This window comes from Roseovarius sp. CH_XMU1461, from assembly GCF_037027165.1.
Classification (GTDB): Bacteria; Pseudomonadota; Alphaproteobacteria; order Rhodobacterales; family Rhodobacteraceae; genus Roseovarius; species Roseovarius nubinhibens.
In genome coordinates, this window is the sequence record NZ_JAYMDV010000002.1 from 584907 (window position 1) to 601738 (window position 16832).

At 64.7% G+C, this 16832-nt stretch carries 20 protein-coding genes; 16 read left to right on the plus strand and 4 right to left on the minus strand.

Annotated elements, in window-relative coordinates:
• Nucleotides 1–60 precede the first annotated feature (60 nt).
• Nucleotides 61–1473: a 30S ribosomal protein S6--L-glutamate ligase gene (rimK, locus tag WA237_RS08175; protein WP_336097303.1), complete on the plus strand. Its 1413-nt coding sequence runs from the start codon at nt 61–63 to the stop codon at nt 1471–1473.
• Between the two features lie 22 nt (nt 1474–1495).
• Here rimK and WA237_RS08180 read toward each other — a convergent pair whose 3' ends face one another.
• Both WA237_RS08180 and WA237_RS08185 read right to left on the minus strand, forming a co-directional pair.
• Nucleotides 1496–1720: a hypothetical protein gene (locus WA237_RS08180; RefSeq protein WP_336097304.1), complete on the minus strand. Its 225-nt coding sequence runs from the start codon at nt 1718–1720 to the stop codon at nt 1496–1498.
• A gap of 11 nt (nt 1721–1731) precedes the next feature.
• Nucleotides 1732–2160, minus strand: coding sequence for a hypothetical protein (locus tag WA237_RS08185; protein ID WP_336097305.1), 429 nt, complete (start codon nt 2158–2160; stop codon nt 1732–1734).
• A gap of 196 nt (nt 2161–2356) precedes the next feature.
• On the opposite strand from WA237_RS08185, the gene WA237_RS08190 reads away from it, so the two are divergent.
• The 11 genes from WA237_RS08190 (at nt 2357) to WA237_RS08240 (ending at nt 11013) form a co-directional block, all read left to right on the plus strand.
• Nucleotides 2357–2719 (plus strand): SUF system Fe-S cluster assembly protein, encoded by a 363-nt coding sequence (locus tag WA237_RS08190; RefSeq protein WP_009815104.1) that lies wholly within the window; start codon nt 2357–2359, stop codon nt 2717–2719.
• Between the two features lie 161 nt (nt 2720–2880).
• Nucleotides 2881–3540, plus strand: a complete 660-nt coding sequence (locus tag WA237_RS08195; protein ID WP_336097306.1) for a hypothetical protein — start codon at nt 2881–2883, stop codon at nt 3538–3540.
• Between the two features lie 5 nt (nt 3541–3545).
• Entirely contained in the window at nt 3546–4289 is a 744-nt protein-coding gene (locus WA237_RS08200) for a DUF3307 domain-containing protein (RefSeq protein ID WP_216017149.1), read from the plus strand.
• Nucleotides 4290–4314: 25 nt separating this feature from the next.
• A complete protein-coding gene (locus WA237_RS08205) occupies nt 4315–4665 on the plus strand; it encodes a HesB/IscA family protein (protein ID WP_009815101.1) in 351 nt (116 codons plus the stop codon).
• Nucleotides 4666–4714: 49 nt separating this feature from the next.
• Nucleotides 4715–5461, plus strand: a complete 747-nt coding sequence (gene tpiA, locus WA237_RS08210) for a triose-phosphate isomerase (RefSeq protein ID WP_336097307.1) — start codon at nt 4715–4717, stop codon at nt 5459–5461.
• Between the two features lie 32 nt (nt 5462–5493).
• Nucleotides 5494–6435 carry a nucleoside hydrolase gene (locus WA237_RS08215; RefSeq protein ID WP_336097308.1) on the plus strand — a complete coding sequence of 314 codons (942 nt, stop codon included), beginning with the start codon at nt 5494–5496 and terminating at the stop codon, nt 6433–6435.
• On the plus strand, nt 6432–6878 hold the full coding sequence (locus WA237_RS08220) for a GNAT family N-acetyltransferase (protein WP_336097310.1): 447 nt from the start codon (nt 6432–6434) through the stop codon (nt 6876–6878). The genes WA237_RS08215 and WA237_RS08220 overlap by 4 nt, the downstream gene beginning before the upstream one ends.
• Nucleotides 6879–6921: 43 nt before the next feature.
• A complete protein-coding gene (locus tag WA237_RS08225; protein WP_336097311.1) occupies nt 6922–8346 on the plus strand; it encodes a protein adenylyltransferase SelO in 1425 nt (474 codons plus the stop codon).
• A 130-nt stretch (nt 8347–8476) separates the two neighbouring features.
• The gene (locus WA237_RS08230) at nt 8477–9724 is read left to right on the plus strand and encodes a cation:proton antiporter (RefSeq protein WP_336097312.1); all 1248 of its coding nucleotides are present in this window, start codon (nt 8477–8479) and stop codon (nt 9722–9724) included.
• A 75-nt stretch (nt 9725–9799) separates the two neighbouring features.
• The gene (locus WA237_RS08235; protein ID WP_009815095.1) at nt 9800–10222 is read left to right on the plus strand and encodes a Fur family transcriptional regulator; all 423 of its coding nucleotides are present in this window, start codon (nt 9800–9802) and stop codon (nt 10220–10222) included.
• Between the two features lie 2 nt (nt 10223–10224).
• Nucleotides 10225–11013 carry a carbon-nitrogen hydrolase family protein gene (locus tag WA237_RS08240; protein WP_336097313.1) on the plus strand — a complete coding sequence of 263 codons (789 nt, stop codon included), beginning with the start codon at nt 10225–10227 and terminating at the stop codon, nt 11011–11013.
• Here WA237_RS08240 and WA237_RS08245 read toward each other — a convergent pair.
• Together WA237_RS08245 and dksA are read right to left on the minus strand one after the other, a co-directional pair.
• Nucleotides 10965–12137, minus strand: a complete 1173-nt coding sequence (locus WA237_RS08245; protein WP_009815093.1) for an FAD-dependent monooxygenase — start codon at nt 12135–12137, stop codon at nt 10965–10967. The two genes, WA237_RS08240 and WA237_RS08245, sit on opposite strands and share 49 nt — an antisense overlap.
• Nucleotides 12138–12227: 90 nt before the next feature.
• Nucleotides 12228–12686, minus strand: coding sequence for an RNA polymerase-binding protein DksA (gene dksA / locus WA237_RS08250; protein WP_083780936.1), 459 nt, complete (start codon nt 12684–12686; stop codon nt 12228–12230).
• A 159-nt stretch (nt 12687–12845) separates the two neighbouring features.
• On the opposite strand from dksA, the gene WA237_RS08255 reads away from it, so the two are divergent.
• From WA237_RS08255 to WA237_RS08270, 4 genes are all read left to right on the plus strand, one after another.
• The gene (locus WA237_RS08255; RefSeq protein WP_336097314.1) at nt 12846–13685 is read left to right on the plus strand and encodes an AAA family ATPase; all 840 of its coding nucleotides are present in this window, start codon (nt 12846–12848) and stop codon (nt 13683–13685) included.
• 283 nt (nt 13686–13968) lie between these two features.
• Complete coding sequence (locus WA237_RS08260; RefSeq protein WP_336097315.1) at nt 13969–15288, plus strand: DUF2927 domain-containing protein; 1320 nt, start codon at nt 13969–13971, stop codon at nt 15286–15288.
• A gap of 46 nt (nt 15289–15334) precedes the next feature.
• Nucleotides 15335–15502: a hypothetical protein gene (locus WA237_RS08265; protein ID WP_009815089.1), complete on the plus strand. Its 168-nt coding sequence runs from the start codon at nt 15335–15337 to the stop codon at nt 15500–15502.
• Nucleotides 15503–15520: 18 nt separating this feature from the next.
• Nucleotides 15521–16705, plus strand: coding sequence for a vWA domain-containing protein (locus WA237_RS08270; protein ID WP_336097316.1), 1185 nt, complete (start codon nt 15521–15523; stop codon nt 16703–16705).
• The last annotated feature ends 127 nt before the right edge of the window (nt 16706–16832 follow it).

A 16832-nucleotide genomic window follows, 5' to 3' on the forward strand; every position in this document is an offset into this window, starting at 1 on the left:
TCGCGGCGAATCCCCGATGATGGGGGGACGCCAGTAAACGCACGTACCAAGGAGTATCCCATGACCGATGACGACACCCCGCAACAGCTGCAATTCGGCTGGGAGGAATGGATTTCGTTACCCGGTCTGGGCGTGCCCGCGATCCGCGCCAAGGTCGATACCGGCGCGCGGACCTCGGCGCTGCATGCGTTCGACATCGAAACCTTTGGCCCGCAGAACAAGCCCAAGGTGCGCTTTACCCTGCACCCGATTCCGGGGCGCGAGGATCTGGTGATCCCCTGCTCGGCCACGATCATCGACCGGCGCGATGTCACCTCCTCCAATGGCGAGAAGGAAAACCGCTATGTGATCCAGACGCCGATGAATGTGGCGGGCGAAAGCTGGCCGATCGAGATCACGCTGACCAACCGCGCCACGATGAATTCGCGGATGCTCTTGGGCCGTCAGGCGCTCAAGGATCACATCTCCATCGTCGCCACCGACCGCTTCATGCAGCCCGAGCTGAGCTATGACGTCTACCATTCCGCCCGGATGCGCCATGCCGCGCCCGAACGCGCGCTGCGCGTGGCGGTCTTGTCGCGCGAGGACAATTACTCGACCCGCCGTCTCGTCGAAGAGGGCGAGAAACGCGGCCACACGGTCGAGGTGATCGACACCACGCGCTGCTATATGGCGATCAACGCCATGGCCCCCGAGGTCCATTACGACGGCAAGCGCCTGCCCCGGTTCGACGCGGTGATCCCGCGCATCGGCGCCTCGATCACCCCCTATGGCGCCGCCATCGTGCGCCAGTTCGAAACCATCGGCACCTATAGCGTCAACGGCTCGGCCGGCATCACCGCCAGCCGGGACAAGCTCTACGCCCATCAGATCATGGCCCGCGCCAAGATCGGCATGCCCAACACCGCCTTCGCCGCAAGCCCCCGCGACACCCATAACATCATCGGGCTGGTGGGCACCGCGCCGCTCATCGTGAAGCTTCTGGAATCGACCCAGGGCAAGGGCGTGGTTCTGGCCGAAACCAAAAAGGCCGCCGAGAGCGTCATCGACGCCTTCCGCGGGCTCAAGGCGAACTTTCTCGTGCAGGATTTCGTCAAGGAGGCCGCCGGCGAAGACATCCGCTGCCTGGTGATCGCGGGCAAGGTGGTGGCCTCGATGAAACGCACCGGCGCGGATGGCGATTTCCGCTCCAACCTGCACCGTGGCGGCACCGCCAAATCGGTGCGCATCACCAAGGAAGAGCGGGACACCGCCCTGCGCGCCGCCCGCGCCTTCAACCTCAACATGGCCGGGGTCGATCTCCTGCGGTCGAGCGCCGGGCCCAAAGTGCTCGAGGTGAACTCGTCGCCGGGCTTTGAGGGGATCGAGAAATCCACCGCCAAGAATATCGTGGGCAAGCTCTATGAGGCGATCGAAGGCCAGGTGCGCCCGGCCCCGATCCGACGCCGCAAGGGCACCGCCTCTCAGGACTGATCTGAAAACACCGGGTCGGGGGTTAGCCCCGGCCCGATTGCTGTCCTGATTTCCGAACCCACATCTTCTGCGGCTCCGGCCCGTTGCGGGCCAGATCCTTGTCGAGATCCTGCACCGACACCGGCGGGATGCCCGGCAGATGCGGCGTGATATTCTCCGCCGCCGCCTGCCGTTCGGTCATCACCACCGATCCCAGCGTCACGGCCAGCGCCGCCGCTCCAACCACCGCGATCCATTTGGCCGACATCACCCGCCCCCTCAGTTCATCACGGCGAGAATCGCCAGCGTCGCGGCGGCGGCGAGGTAAATCGCATCGCCCTGCTGCACATAGACCCGGTCACGCCCCGGCGCCTTGAAACCATGATTGTGGTAATTGTTCACCACCACCACCTTGTTCCGGTCGAGCCGCTGCCCGACGGCATGGCGCTGGGCGCGCTGGCTGCCATGGGTCTTGGCCGAATGGCCCTTGTTGGCATGGGTCTTGCCCGAATTGCCCTTGGTCACGGTGACCTTCTTGACGGTGACCTGACGGCTCTTTGACTGGTCGCGTTGCTCGCCGCGCTCGCTGCGCTGGGAATAGCCGTCACGGCCTTTGTCATCCTCATGGCGCGACGGGCCGGCCTGCACCGCCCCCCCGATCAACGTGGCCATCACGGCAAGGCTCAGTACTGTGCTCGATCGTTTCATTGTTTTTTTCTCCACAAGGCTCGATGCGGCCCTGGCTCGCATCCGATTACAGCCCTGATACGGTCTCGCGCCAGCATTCCGTCGCAGAGGGGTCATTTTCTGCAAAAACCCGCCCATGGACCAAAGGTCACCGCCTCTGGACCTCGGCCCTGTTAATCCTTATATGATTGCTCGGATACATGACCGGATAGGCTTGATGACCGAGAACACCCAAACATTCGAAGGCGCTCCGCTGATCGCCCCCTCCTCGACGGATCACCCGCTCTATGACGGCGTGGTCGAAGCATGCCGCACGGTCTATGACCCTGAAATTCCCGTGAATATCTATGACCTTGGCCTGATCTACACGATCGACATCGACGACGAGAGCGCGGTCAAGATCATCATGACGCTGACCGCTCCGGGCTGTCCGGTGGCGGGCGAGATGCCGGGCTGGGTCGCCGAGGCGATCGAACCGATGGCCGGGGTCAAGCAGGTGGATGTCGAACTGACATGGGAGCCGCCCTGGGGCATGGAGATGATGAGCGACGAGGCCCGTCTCGAACTGGGCTTCATGTAACGCGAAATGTAACGCGAAGATCGGGCGGCCTGCGGGCCGCCTTTTTCGTGGCAGCCCCTTTGGGATGCATCTCCCCCTCCGCAGCCCCTACAGGATGCGCCCTTCCTACCGCAGCCCAAACATATTGCATTTACCCATTCGCAGCCTATACTGGATGCGCAATGACCCGCACACCCGATCATATTGCCGTGCTCACCGGCGACCTCGTGAACTCGACCGGATTGGGCGAGGCAAGTGTCGCCCGCGCCTTTGACGCGCTGGCCGCCTGCGCCACGGCACAGGCCGCCTGGCAAGGCGACAGCCTGCGTTTTACCCGTCACCGGGGCGATGGCTGGCAGGTGGCGCTGGGGCGGCCCGAGCTGGCCTTTCGCGCCTGCCTTGCCTTCCGCGCCGCCCTGCGCGCGCTGGGGGACGGCTACGACAGCTATATCGGCCTCGCCATCGGCCCCGTCACCGCCCCGCTCGGCCCCGATCTCAACGCCGAAACCGACCCGGTCTTTGCCGCCTCCGGCCATGCGCTCGAGGCGATCAAACTGGGCAAAGCCGCGCCCTCTCGCCTCCATTACCACGGCACAGATGCCGCCACCGGCGCGCATCAGGCGACGCTCTACCTGCTCGACACGCTGTCGCGCGGCTGGACCCCGGTGCAGGCCGAGATCCTGACCCAGGCCCTCGCCCCGCCGCCCCGGCCAAGCTTTACCGCGCTGGCCGAAACCGTCGGCAAATCCCGCCAGAGCGTCACCAAATCGCTCGACGCGGCGCATTTCCCGGCGATCGAACTGGCGCTTTCCGCCCTCGAACACCCCGCCGCACCGGACTGAGCGCCATGCCCGAAACTCTCGCCCTTCTCTTCTTTGCCCATGTGCTCGCCGATTACGTGCTGCAAACCCGCCGCATGGTCGAGACCAAGGACAAGGGCGCGACATTGGCGCTGCATTTCCTCATCGTGCTGGGCAGCTTGCTGCTCATCTTCGGCCAATGGGACGCCCCGGCGCTCTATCTGCTGGCGCTCAGCCATATCTTTATCGACACGATCAAGGTGCAGCTTTTCGACGACCGGTTTCGCGCCCATATCCTCGACCAGATCGCCCATATCGCCACCCTGCTGATCACCGCCGCCCTCGCGCCCACGCTCTGGGCCGATGCGCCGCTCGCCCCGCTCACCTGGCTGCCCGAAAGCGCGCTCTTGCTCGCGGGCCTCCTCTACGCCACCCGCGCCGGCGGCTTTGCCGTGGGCAAGCTGATGGAACCGTTCAGCCCCGAGCTCACCCGCCAGAGCCTGCCGGGCGGTGGCCAGATGATCGGCATTCTCGAACGCGGGCTCATTTTCGGGCTGATGATCGCCGGGCTGCCCGCCGGGATCGGGTTTCTCATCGCCGCCAAATCGGTGCTGCGATTCGAGACGATCCAGAGCGGCGGCGAAGACGACAGCCGCCAGATGGCGGAATATGTTATCATCGGTACGCTGGCCTCATTTGCCTGGGCGCTGGCGGTGTCGATGGGCACGCTCGCCCTGTTGCACAGCCTTCTCGGTCTGCCCCTGCTTGAGATCATCCGCCCAAGCGCCTAGATATGGCGCATAAGGAGACTTGCCCATGTTCGGAATCCCCGGAAAACAGGCCGTGACCATGACCCCGGCCGCCGCTGCCCAGATCGCCAAGCTGATGACCAAGGACGGCCATCAGGGGCTGCGCATCGGCGTCAAGAAAGGCGGCTGCGCGGGTATGGAATACACGATGGATTACGTGACCGAGGTCGACCCCAATGACGAGGTGGTCGAACAGGAGGGCGCGCGCATCATGATCGCCCCCATGGCCCAGATGTTTCTCTTCGGAACCGAGATCGATTACGAGGTGTCGCTCTTGGAATCCGGCTTTAAATTCAATAACCCCAACGTCACCGAAGCCTGCGGCTGCGGCGAATCCATCCGTTTCGAAGGGATGTGAACGTCGCGGCGCAAGCCGTTGATAAGAGAAACAAATCAGGGACGAGTATATGCGACGCAAGCTGGCCGCCGGCAATTGGAAGATGAATGGCGACAGCGCCACGCTGGATGAGCTGGCCATATTGGCCCAACGTCATGCCGAGGCCTCCGTCGATCTGCTCATCTGCCCGCCCGCCACGCTGATTTCCCGCGCCGTCTCCTGCGCCGGCCCGATCCGCATCGGCGGCCAAGATTGCCATGCCGCGCCCTCGGGCGCGCATACCGGCGACATCTCCGCCGCCCAGCTCCGCGATGCCGGGGCCACGGCGGTGATCTTGGGCCATTCCGAGCGCCGCGAAGACCATGACGAAGACAGCGATCAGGTCCGCGAAAAGGCCCGCGCCGCCCATGCGGCAGACCTCCTGACCGTGATCTGCCTCGGCGAGAGCCTCGCCCAGCGCGAGGCCCAGAACACGCTCGACATCATCGGCGCCCAGCTCGCCCTCTCGGTCCCGGACAGCGCCACCGGCGAAAACACCGTCATCGCCTACGAGCCGATCTGGGCCATCGGCACCGGGCTGGTGCCTGACACCGATCAGATTGGCGAGGTGCATGATTTCATCCGCGCCCGTCTCGAACGGCGCTTTGGTGCGGGCGTTGGCCGCTCGGTGCGGCTGCTCTATGGCGGCTCGGTCAAACCCGAAAACGCCGCCTCGATCTTTGCCGTCTCCAATGTCGACGGTGCGCTGGTCGGCGGCGCCTCGCTCAAGGCCGCCGATTTCTCCCCCATCGTCAGCGCCCTCGAAGCCTCGGCCTAGACATCCGCCCCGCCGGGTCCCAAGGTGCGGCCATGAGCAAAGAAAAGATCATCATCGACACCGACCCCGGCCAGGATGACGCCGTGGCGATCCTGCTGGCTCTGGCCAGTCCGGAGGAGATTGATCTGCTGGCGATCACCTGTGTCGCGGGCAATGTGCCGCTGGCGCTCACCGCGCGCAACGCGAGAATGGTCTGCGAATTGGCGGGCCGCCGCGACATCCCGGTCTTCGCAGGCTGCGACCGGCCTCTGGGCCGCGCCCTCGTCACCGCCGAACATGTCCATGGCAAGACCGGGCTCGACGGGCCCGACCTGCCCGAACCCACCATGCCGCTGCAGGACGTCCACGCCGTCGATCACATCATCGCCTGCCTGCGCGACCACGATCCCGGCACCGTCACGCTCTGCCCGCTCGGGCCGCTCACCAATATCGCGACCGCCCTGCAAAAAGCCCCCGACATCGCGCCCCGCATCCGCCGGATCGTGCTCATGGGCGGCGCCTATTTCGCCGTGGGCAATGTCACCCCCGCCGCTGAATTCAACATTCATGTCGACCCGCAAGCCGCGGACATCGTGCTGAAATCCGGCATTGACATCACCATGGTGCCGCTCGATCTCACCCATAAGGCGCTGGTCACCGAGCGCCGCAACGCCGCCTTCCGCGCCCTGGGCACCCCGGTGGGCATCGCCGTGGCCCAGATGACCGAGTTCTTTGAACGCTACGACCGCGAGAAATACGGCTCGCCCGGCGCACCGCTGCATGATCCTTGCGTCATCGCCTACCTTCTGCGCCCCGATCTCTTTTCCGGCCGCCACGTCAATGTCGAGATCGAGACCACGTCCGAACTCACCATGGGCATGAGCGTCGCCGACTGGTGGGGTGTCACCTCCCGCGCCCCCAATGCCCTGTTTCTCGGTGATATCGACGCCGATGGCTTCTTCTCGCTCCTGACCGAAAGGCTCGCCCGCCTATGACCGCGCTCACCCTTGCCACACTCGACGATCTCGACCGGCTCTTGCCGCTGGTCACCGCCTTCCATGCCGAGGCCGGGATCGCCCAGGATGACGCGGGCCGCCGGGCCGCGCTCGAACCGCTGTTGACCGGCTCGCCGCATGGGGTGATCTATCTCGCCGGACCGCGCCGCGCCCCCATCGGCTATGCGGCGCTCTCCTTTGGCTGGTCGCTCGAATTTGGCGGGCTCGACGCCATTCTCGATGAGATCTACATCCGCCCCGGCGTGCGCGGCCGTGGCATCGGCTCTGAACTGCTCACCGCGCTGCCCAAGGCGCTCGCCGGGCACGGCCTCAAGGCCATCCATCTCGAGGTGTCGCGCAGCGATGAAAAGGCGCGCAAGCTCTACCAACGTCTCCATTTCACGCCCCGCGATGACTATATTCTGATGAGCCGCAAGCTCTGACCGCCCATTCGCCCCCTCTCAGAGCGCCGCGAAAGGAGAGCCGATGACCCTGCAGATCCCCTTCGACAACAGCTATGCCGCCCTGCCCGAGGGCTTTTTCACGCGGATCAACCCGAAACCCGTCGCCGCCCCGCGCCTCATCCGCTTTAACGAGGAGCTCGCCCGCGATCTCGGGATCGAGGCCGATGCCTCCGATCCCGCATTGGCCGACATGCTCGCCGGCAACCGCATCCCCGATGGGGCCGATCCGCTGGCCCAGGCCTATGCCGGGCATCAGTTTGGCGGCTTCTCGCCCCAGCTCGGCGATGGCCGCGCCAATCTCTTGGGCGAGGTGATCGACGCCTCAGCCCGCCGCCGCGATATTCAGCTCAAGGGCTCCGGCCCCACCCCCTATAGCCGGATGGGCGATGGCCGCGCTTGGCTCGGCCCCGTCCTGCGCGAATATGTGGTGAGCGAGGCGATGCATGCGCTGGGCGTGCCGACCACACGGGCGCTCGCCGCCGTCGAGACCGGCGAAAAGGTCTTCCGCGAGAGCGGCGCCCTGCCCGGCGCGGTGCTGACCCGCGTCGCCGACAGCCATATCCGCGTGGGCACCTTTCAATTCTTCCTCGCCCGCCGCGATCTCGACCGGCTGCGCGCGCTTTTCGACTACACCCGCGCCCGCCATTACCCGCAGGCCGGCACCCCGGGCGAGATGCTCGCAGGCGTCATCGGACGGCAGGCCCGGCTCATCGCGCTTTGGGAGGGTCTGGGCTTTATCCATGGCGTGATGAACACCGACAACACCACCCTCTCGGGCGAGACCATCGACTATGGGCCTTGCGCCTATATGGACCGCTACCACCCGCAAACGGTGTTTAGCTCGATCGACGCCCAGGGCCGCTATTCCTATGCCAATCAGGCGCATGTGATCGTCTGGAACATCGCCCAGCTCGCCACCTGCCTCGTCCCGCTCACCCCGGATCAGGATTTGGCGGTCGAGGAGTTCACCAAGCTCGTCCATGACATGCCCGCCCTCATCGCCAAATACCGAAGCGAGGTCTTCGCCCGCAAAATCGGCCTGAGCCGCGTCCAGGACGGCGATGATGCGCTGGTCGATGATCTTCTGACGCTGATGCAGCAGGATGGCGCGGATTTCACCAACACCTTCCGCAGCCTGGGCGACGGCGCGCCCCGCGATCAATTCACCGACCGCGACGCTTTCGACGCCTGGCACGCGCGCTGGCAGGCCCGCATTGCGGACGAGACCGACCCAGACACCGTGATGCGCGCCGCCAACCCTTACGTGATCCCGCGCAATCACCGCATCGAGCAGATGATCGCGGCCGCGCGCGACGGCGATTACGCCCCGTTCGACCGGCTGATGACGGCGCTCGCCAGCCCCTATGAGACGCGCGACGAGTTTGCCGATCTGACCCGGCCGCCGCTGCCCGAAGAGCGCGTGCAACAGACCTTCTGCGGCACCTGAGACAGGAGCGCGTTGGGCCATCACTCAGGCCCATCACACTGGTCCATCGCACTGGCCCATGACTCTGGCCCCATCGCGCCCCCCGTGCTAGGTCTTTGGCAAGGATTGATCTTTCGCCCGGAGCGCGCCCATGACCATTCTGCAGATTTCCTCGCTGCTCATCGTGCTCGCAGGCGTCTTCGGGGCCATCAATTACCTCTTTCTCAAACTGCCCTCCGCCATCGGCATTCTGGTGGTGGCGCTGGTTGCCTCTTTCGGGATGATGGGGGTCGACTGGATGCTGCCGCATCTGGGGATTTCCGACGAAATCCGGCGCCTGGTCACCGGGCTGCATTTCTCTGATGCGCTGCTCGAAGGGATGCTGGGGCTTTTGCTCTTTGCCGGGGCGCTTCATGTCAAGATCTCCGACCTGCGCGCCCAGTGGCGGGCGGTGTTTCTCATGGCGACGCTCGGCGTCGGCCTCTCCACCCTCGTCATCGGCACCGGGTTTTCCTGGCTCACCGGCGCGCCGTTCCTCATTGCGCTGGTCTTTGGCTCGGTGGTCTCGCCCACCGATCCGGTGGCGGTGCTCGGCGTGCTGCGCGAGGCCAATCTCTCCAAGGCGCTCGAGACCAAGATCGCGGGCGAAAGCCTCTTCAATGATGGCGTCGGCTATGTGGTCTTTCTGGTGCTCGTGGGCCTCGCCTTTCCCACCGGCGACGCCCATGGCAGCGGTCTTGCCGGCGCGGCCAAGCTCTTTGTCCAAGAGGCTCTGGGCGGTGCAGCTCTCGGCCTCGCGCTGGGCTGGGCCACCTTCCGCGTCATGCGCCATATCGACGACTATTCGCTCGAAGTGCTGCTGACCCTCGGCCTCGCCTTCGGCGGCTATGAGCTGGCGGTCTATCTCCATGTCTCGGCCCCGATCATGGCGGTCTGCGCCGGTCTTCTGATCGGCGAGGTCGGCGCCAAACACGGGATGAGCGAAACCACAAGGCAATATGTCGACGGGTTCTGGAAACTCATCGACGAGATCCTCAACGCCGTGCTCTTCCTGATGATCGGATTCGAGGTCTTCGCCGTGGCGTTTGAGACCGATTACCTGCTGATTGGCGCGGCCTCCATCGCGCTGGCGCTTCTGGGGCGGCTCGCCGCGGTGCTGGTGCCGATCTATATCCTGCGCCCCTTCCGCACCTTTGAAAACGGCGTCATCCCGATCATGACCTGGGGCGGGCTCAAGGGCGGTATCTCGGTGGCGCTGGCGCTCTCGCTGCCCGACAGCGAATGGAAGCCGGTGATCCTCACCGCCACCTATCTCGTGGTGATCTTTTCGATCATCGTCCAAGGGCTCACCGTGGCCCGTCTTGCCAATCGTTTTGGCCGCGAGCCGGATTTGGTTTAAACACTGGAACTGCCCGGCCCGACCCGTTATTGCCCCCCGTTACTGTCCAAGCCGAGATTTACCGCGGAAGAGCCCATGACCGATACGACGATCCTTGAACGCTGCGAAGCCCGCGGGCTGCGGATGACCGAACAGCGCCGCACCATCGCCACCGTCCTTGAAAGCTCTGATGATCACCCCGATGTGGACGAGCTCTACGCCCGCGCCTCGGCGGTCGATCCGGGCATTTCCATCGCCACGGTCTATCGCACGGTCAAGCTCTTCGAAGAGGCGGGCATTCTCGAAAAGCTGGAGTTTGGCGACGGCCGCGCCCGCTATGAGGATGCCGAGCGCGAACATCACGACCACCTGATCGACGTCACCACCGGCGATGTGGTGGAATTCGTCGATCCCGAAATCGAAGCGCTGCAAGAAAAGATCGCCCGCCGCCTCGGCTACAAGCTGCAAGGCCACCGGATGGAGCTCTTCGGCGTGCCGCTCGACAAATCCAAGGACTGATCATGGGGTTCACCCTCGCCATCGCCCAGCCACCGGGCGATCTCGGCCTGCCCGAGGCGCGTCTCGGCTGGCTGCGCGACCATCTCGCCACCCTGCCCGCCACCGATCTCTTGCTGCTGCCCGAGCTTTTCCACTGCGGCTACAACATCGGCGACGCCCTGCCCGAGCGGGCCGAGCCGCGCGACGGCCCCTTCGCCCGCGCCATGGCGGATCTCGCCCGTCAGCACGGGTTGGCCCTTGCCTATGGCTATGCCGAGGCCGCCGAGGGCCGCCTCTACAATTCCGCGCAATGCCTTGATAAATCAGGCCAACCCATCGGCCATCACCGCAAGCTCACCCTGCCGCCCGGCTATGAGGCCGATCATTTCACCCGCGGCGCAGAGCTGAGCCAGTTCACCCTTGGCGGGCTCACCTGCGGCTTTCTCATCTGCTATGACGTGGAATTTCCCGAAAACACCCGCGCCCAGGCCATGGCGGGCTGCGATCTCATCCTCGTGCCGACCGCGCTCGGGGGGGATTGGGGCGTCGTCTCGCGCCACCTGATCCCGACCCGCGCCTTTGAAAACGGCGCCTATGTCGCCTATGCCGATCACGCTGGCGCCCAAAACGGCCATGGCTATTTCGGCGGCTCGGTGATCGCCGACCCCTGGGGCACGCCCCTCGCCCGCGCCGCGCAAACCCCGGGTCTCATCCGCGCCACGCTCGACCCGGCGCAAGTCAGCCTCGCCCGCGCCCGCCTGCCTTACTTGCGCGACCGCGCGGCGCTGCCCTCGGTCACATCGACCCCGTAGAGCCAGTCAAAACTGCGCAGCATCATGCCCGGCGCGACCCGCCCCGCCATCCGCAGCCCGGTGCGCGCGGCCCAGCGCAGCGGCGGAAAGGCCAGATGGTATTTGCGCGCATTGCCACTGGCCGCCCGCACCACCCGCGCCACCCGCGCCTCGCGCCGCGCGCGATACTCGGCCAGCCCCGGCTCGATCGCCTCGGCCCGGCCCAAAGCCTCGGCCAGAACCCAGCCATCCTCGAGCGCCATATTCGCCCCCTGCGCCAGAAACGGCAGCGTCGGATGCAGCGCATCGCCCAAAAGCGCCACGCCCTCGCGATGCCAGACCGGCGCGATCCGATGCCGGAACAAGCCCCAGAGATGCACGGTCTCGATCCGATCGAGCAGCGCCCGCACATCCGGCGCGAAATCGGCAAATGCCGCGCGCAGCGCCTCCGGGTCGTCCTGCTGCCGCCAATCCTCGCCCACCCAGGCCGCGCGTTCCTGCACCGCCACGATGTTGAGCTGCCGCCCCTGCCGCAGCGGATAGGTCACCAGATGCCGATGCGGCGCCATATGCAGGGTCACGTCATCGCGCCGCTCGGTCGGGTTGTCGATCACCGCCCGCCACGCCACCTGGCCTGTGAAAAACGGCTCTTCCTCGCCGTTGAGCGCCTGGCGCAGCACCGAATGCAGCCCATCGGCACCGACCACCAGATCGGCACAGAGCTCGGCCCCCGACGCCAGCCGCACCAAAGGCTCGGGCCCCGGCACCACTTCGCGCACCTTTTGCAAGAGAAGCACCCGCACCCCGGCCCGCCGCGCCGCCCAATGCAAGAGATCGATGAGATCGGCGCGATGAAACAGCCGATACTGGCCGCCCGCCATATCGAGCGGCAGAACCGGCCCACGCTGGTAATCATAAAGACAGACGCCGCTGGCCTTGGTCGAGAGGTCACAGGCCTCCTGCGCCAGCCCCAAGGCGCGCAGCACCGCAAACCCGTTGGGGCTGACCTGAATGCCCGCCCCGGCTTCGGTGATCGCTTCGGCCTGTTCGAGAACCGTCACCATCGCGCCCTGCCGCGCCAGCGCCGTTGCCGCCGCCAGCCCGCCGATCCCGGCCCCCACGATGATGACCTTGCGTCCCTTCACAGACCCCAAAACCCCCAATCCGTTCCGAAAACAAAAACGCCGAGGCCATTGCCCCGGCGCCGAGTTCTTTATACGTGCGACGATCTATTATCAGTCGTCGCGGTGTACTTTTTCGCGCCGTTCGTGACGTTCCTGAGCTTCAAGGCTCATGGTGGCAATGGGTCGCGCGTCCAGCCGCTTGAGGCTGATCGGGTCGCCCGTCACCTGACAATAGCCATACTCGCCATCCTCGATACGCCGCAGTGCTTGGTCAATCTTGGCGACCAGTTTGCGCTGCCGATCCCGGGTCCGCAATTCAAGCGCGCGGTCGGTCTCTTCGCTGGCCCGGTCCGCCACATCGGGAATGGCCCGCGTGCCGTCCTGCAAGCCTTCGATCGTGTCGCGGCTGCCTGCCAGGATCTCATTTTTCCACGTGATCAATTTACGTCGAAAATATTCGGTCTGACGCTCGTTCATGAACGGTTCGTCCTCGACCGGTTGGTAATCTTCCGGAAGAAAAACTTCGGACTTCATTAGGTCCCCCTCGTCAATACCATTGTCTGTCGTCATACAATCTTACCTTCAGACTCTGGCCCCTCATGACGTGGCGTTTACTCCAATGAAACCCGATTGTCACTAGCCAATCACACAGAGTTGCGGTGAATTGAGCTTCGCGATAGCTTGCCGCGTGCAGCGCCTGAGCAATTTCCAGAAAAGGGTTGAAAAGACATGAAATTCCAAGGCACCGAGGCCTATGTCGCCACCGATGACCTTAAGGTTGCAGTGAACGCGGCCATTACCCTTCAGCGTCCGCTGCTGGTCAAGGGCGAGCCCGGCACTGGCAAGACCGAACTGGCGCGTCAGGTGTCGCAGGCGCTGGGCCTTCGGATGATCGAATGGAATATCAAATCGACCACCCGCGCCGCCCAGGGCCTCTATGAATATGACGCGGTGAGCCGTCTGCGCGACAGCCAGCTCGGCGAGGACCGGGTGCATGACGTGCGCAATTACATCCGCCCCGGCAAGCTCTGGCAGGCCTTCGACAGCGACGATCAGGTGGTGCTCCTGATCGACGAGATCGACAAGGCCGATATCGAGTTTCCCAACGACCTGCTGCAGGAACTCGACCGGATGGAATTCCATGTCTACGAGACCGGCGAGACGATCCGCGCCAAACAGCGCCCGGTGATCATCATCACCTCCAACAATGAAAAAGAGCTGCCCGACGCCTTTCTGCGCCGCTGCTTCTTTCACTACATCCAGTTTCCCGACATGGAGACGCTCAAGAAGATCGTCGAGGTCCATCACCCCGGCATCAAAGAGGCGCTCTTGACCACCGCCCTCACCCAGTTCTACGAGATTCGCGATCAGCAAGGGCTCAAGAAGAAACCCTCCACCTCCGAGGTGCTCGACTGGCTCAAGCTCATCCTCGCCGAGGATCTGGCGCCCGAGGATCTGCGCGCCGGTGCCACCGATGCGCTGCCGAAACTGCATGGCGCCTTGCTGAAAAACGAACAGGATGTGCATCTCTTCGAGCGGCTCGCCTTTATGGCACGCCGGCAACGCTAGCCCACGGCTGTCGGCCCCCTCGCAACAAAAGCTTTGTCCCTCGCGCTCCGGTTGTTAATTTGCTCCGGTGGCAAAAGTCACATTATTGCCCTCATCCAACCTTACAGGTGACTGGAAGGGGCAAGAGTGTCACCCTTGACCACATCACCTGCTCGGCGTGATCCGATCTGGTACGTGGCCGTGTATCCCCGCCGTGTGTGTGGCGGGATGGGTGAAACTGACAAATATCGGGGGGCTTATGCGCCGCATCCTTCTTCCAATCTGCCTGATTCTGGGCGCCTGTATGCCCGGAAACTCGGGCGATATTCCGTCGCGCGCCGCGACCCCCTCACCGGCTGACATCGGCTCGATCAAGCTCTTCTCGGTGCCCCATCCGACGCCGCCGATGCGCTCCAACCGCGACATCGCCCGCGATTTCCTCGATCTCTCGATGCAGCTCGAAAGCGGCCGCCAGCTGCGCAGCTTCTCGCGGTTCGAGGCCCCGATCCGGGTCCGCGTCACCGGCGCACCGCCCACCACATTGCTGCCCGATCTGGCCCGCGTGCTGCACCGCCTGCGCAGCGAGGCCGGGATCGACATCGATCACGCCGGCTCCAACGCGCCCGCCAACCTGACCATTCAGGCCGTGAGCCGCGCCGAAATCCGCCGTCACCTGCCCCAGGCCGCCTGTTTCGTCGTCCCCAATATCGACGACATCTCGCAATATCGCCGCGCCCGGATGGCGGGCCGCACCAATTGGTCGAGCCTCACCCGCCGCGACAAGATCGCCATCTTCCTGCCCAATGACGCGAGCCCGCAAGAGGTCCGCGACTGCCTGCACGAGGAACTGGCCCAGGCCATCGGCCCGCTCAACGATCTCTACCGCCTGCCCGACAGCGTCTTCAACGACGACAATGTCCACACCGTACTCACCGGCTTCGACATGCTGATCCTGCGCGCCTATTACGCGCCCGAACTGCGCTCCGGCATGAGCTACAATCAGGTGGCCGAACGGCTGCCCGCCCTTCTGTCGCGGCTTAACCCGCGCGGCAATAGCGTGGCCTCCGGCGCCATCTCGAGCACCCCGCGCGCCTGGATCCAGGCGGTGCAGACGGCGCTCGGCCCGGGCGCGAGCTATGGCCAGCGCCAGCGCGCCGCGTCCCAGGCCGTCTCGATCGCCCAGACCATGGGCTGGACCGATCACCGCCGCGGGTTTTCCCATTACGCCATGGGTCGCATCGCGCAATCGACCGACCCCGCCGCCGCGCAGAAACATTTCTCCGCCGCCGACGCCTATTACCGCCAAAGCCCCGCCACCGCGCCGCACCGCGCGCTGACCGCCTCGCAACTGGCCGCCAACGCCATTTCGCAAGGCCGTGGCGATGTCGCGCTGATGCTCATCAACCCGCAGATCGAAGTCGCGGAACGCTATGAAAACGCGGCGCTTTTGGCCACGCTCCTGCTGTTGCGCGCCGAGGCGCTCGATCTCACCGGGCGCAGCTCCGAGGCCAAGACCGTTCGGCTGGACAGCCTCGGCTGGGCACGATACGGATACGGGGCCGACTGGGCCGTGCGCGCCAAAATGCGCGAGGTCGCGGCGCTCAACCCGCTCAAGTCCTTCTGAACCGGGGGCTTGGGCCTCCAAGGCCAAGCTTCTGACGAGGACCGCCATGCATATTCTACTCGCGGCGCTTCTGGGCGCCGCCCTTGGCGCACTCCGGGCGCGCCGCCGCAAGGGCAACAGCGCCGACATGGTGCAATATGGCGCGGTCCACGCGCTGATCTTCGCCCTTCTGGCGCTCTTTGGCGGCATCGTCTTTTTCCGCCTGATGGCCTGATCCGGGGGGCGCGCCGCGATGTTCCTGCCCTTCTTCGAGACCCTGCGCAAAACCGGCGTCCCGGTGAGCCTGCGCGAATTCCTGACCTTTCTCGAAGCGATGCGCGCCGGTCTCGTGACCTATGACCCTGAGGCCTTCTACTACCTCGCTCGCTCCGCCATGGTCAAAGACGAGCGCCACATCGACCGCTTTGACCGCGCCTTCTCCGCGAGCTTTTCGGGCCTTGAAAACCTCTCCGCCCAAGAGGTGCTCGACGCCGTCGACCTGCCCGCCGACTGGCTCGAGAAGATGGCCGACAAACACCTCACCCCCGAGGAAAAGGCCGAGATCGAGGCGCTGGGCGGCTTTGACAAGCTGATGGAGACGTTGAAAGAGCGGCTCAAGCAGCAGCAGGGCCGCCACCAGGGCGGCAACAAATGGATCGGCACCGCCGGCACCTCGCCCTTCGGGGCCTATGGCTACAACCCCGAAGGCATCCGCATCGGCCAGGACGAGAGCCGCCACCAGCGCGCCGTCAAGGTCTGGGACAAGCGCGAGTTTCGCAATCTCGACGACAGCGTCGAGCTCGGAACGCGCAACATCAAGGTGGCGCTGAAACGGCTGCGCAACTGGGTCCGCGATGGCGCCGAAGAAGAGCTCGATCTCGACGGCACGATCCGCGCCACCGCCGATCACGGCTATCTCGATGTGGTGACCCGCCCGGAACGGCGCAATGCGGTTAAAATCCTCCTCTTTCTCGATGTTGGCGGCTCGATGGATCCGCATATCAAAGTGGTGGAGGAATTGTTTTCCGCCGCCCGTGCCGAATTTAAACACCTCGAATATTACTATTTCCATAATTGCCTTTACGAAGGCGTCTGGCGCGACAATCACCGCCGCTGGGATCAGAAAACCCCGACCTGGGAGGTGCTCAACACCTATGGTCCCGATTACAAATGCATCTTTGTCGGCGATGCGAGCATGTCACCCTATGAGATCGCCTATCCCGGCGGCGCCAACGAGCATTGGAACGAAGAACCCGGTCAGCTCTGGCTCATCCGCGCCCGCGAACAATGGCCGGCCAATCTCTGGATCAACCCGGTGCCGGAACGGCATTGGGGCTACACCCAATCCATCGCGATGATCTCCGAGATTTTCGACGGGCGCATGGTGCCGATGACGCTCGAAGGGCTCGATCGCGGCATGCGGACGCTGCTACGCTAAGCCATCGCCCCTTGTGGCAAGCTTTGCGCCCTCCACAACCGCGCCCGACTCCCCCACCGTCGCAATACCGACGTGATACCGACGCGCGGCCGACGGGCCATTTTGACCCTCTTATCGGGGTCTCTCC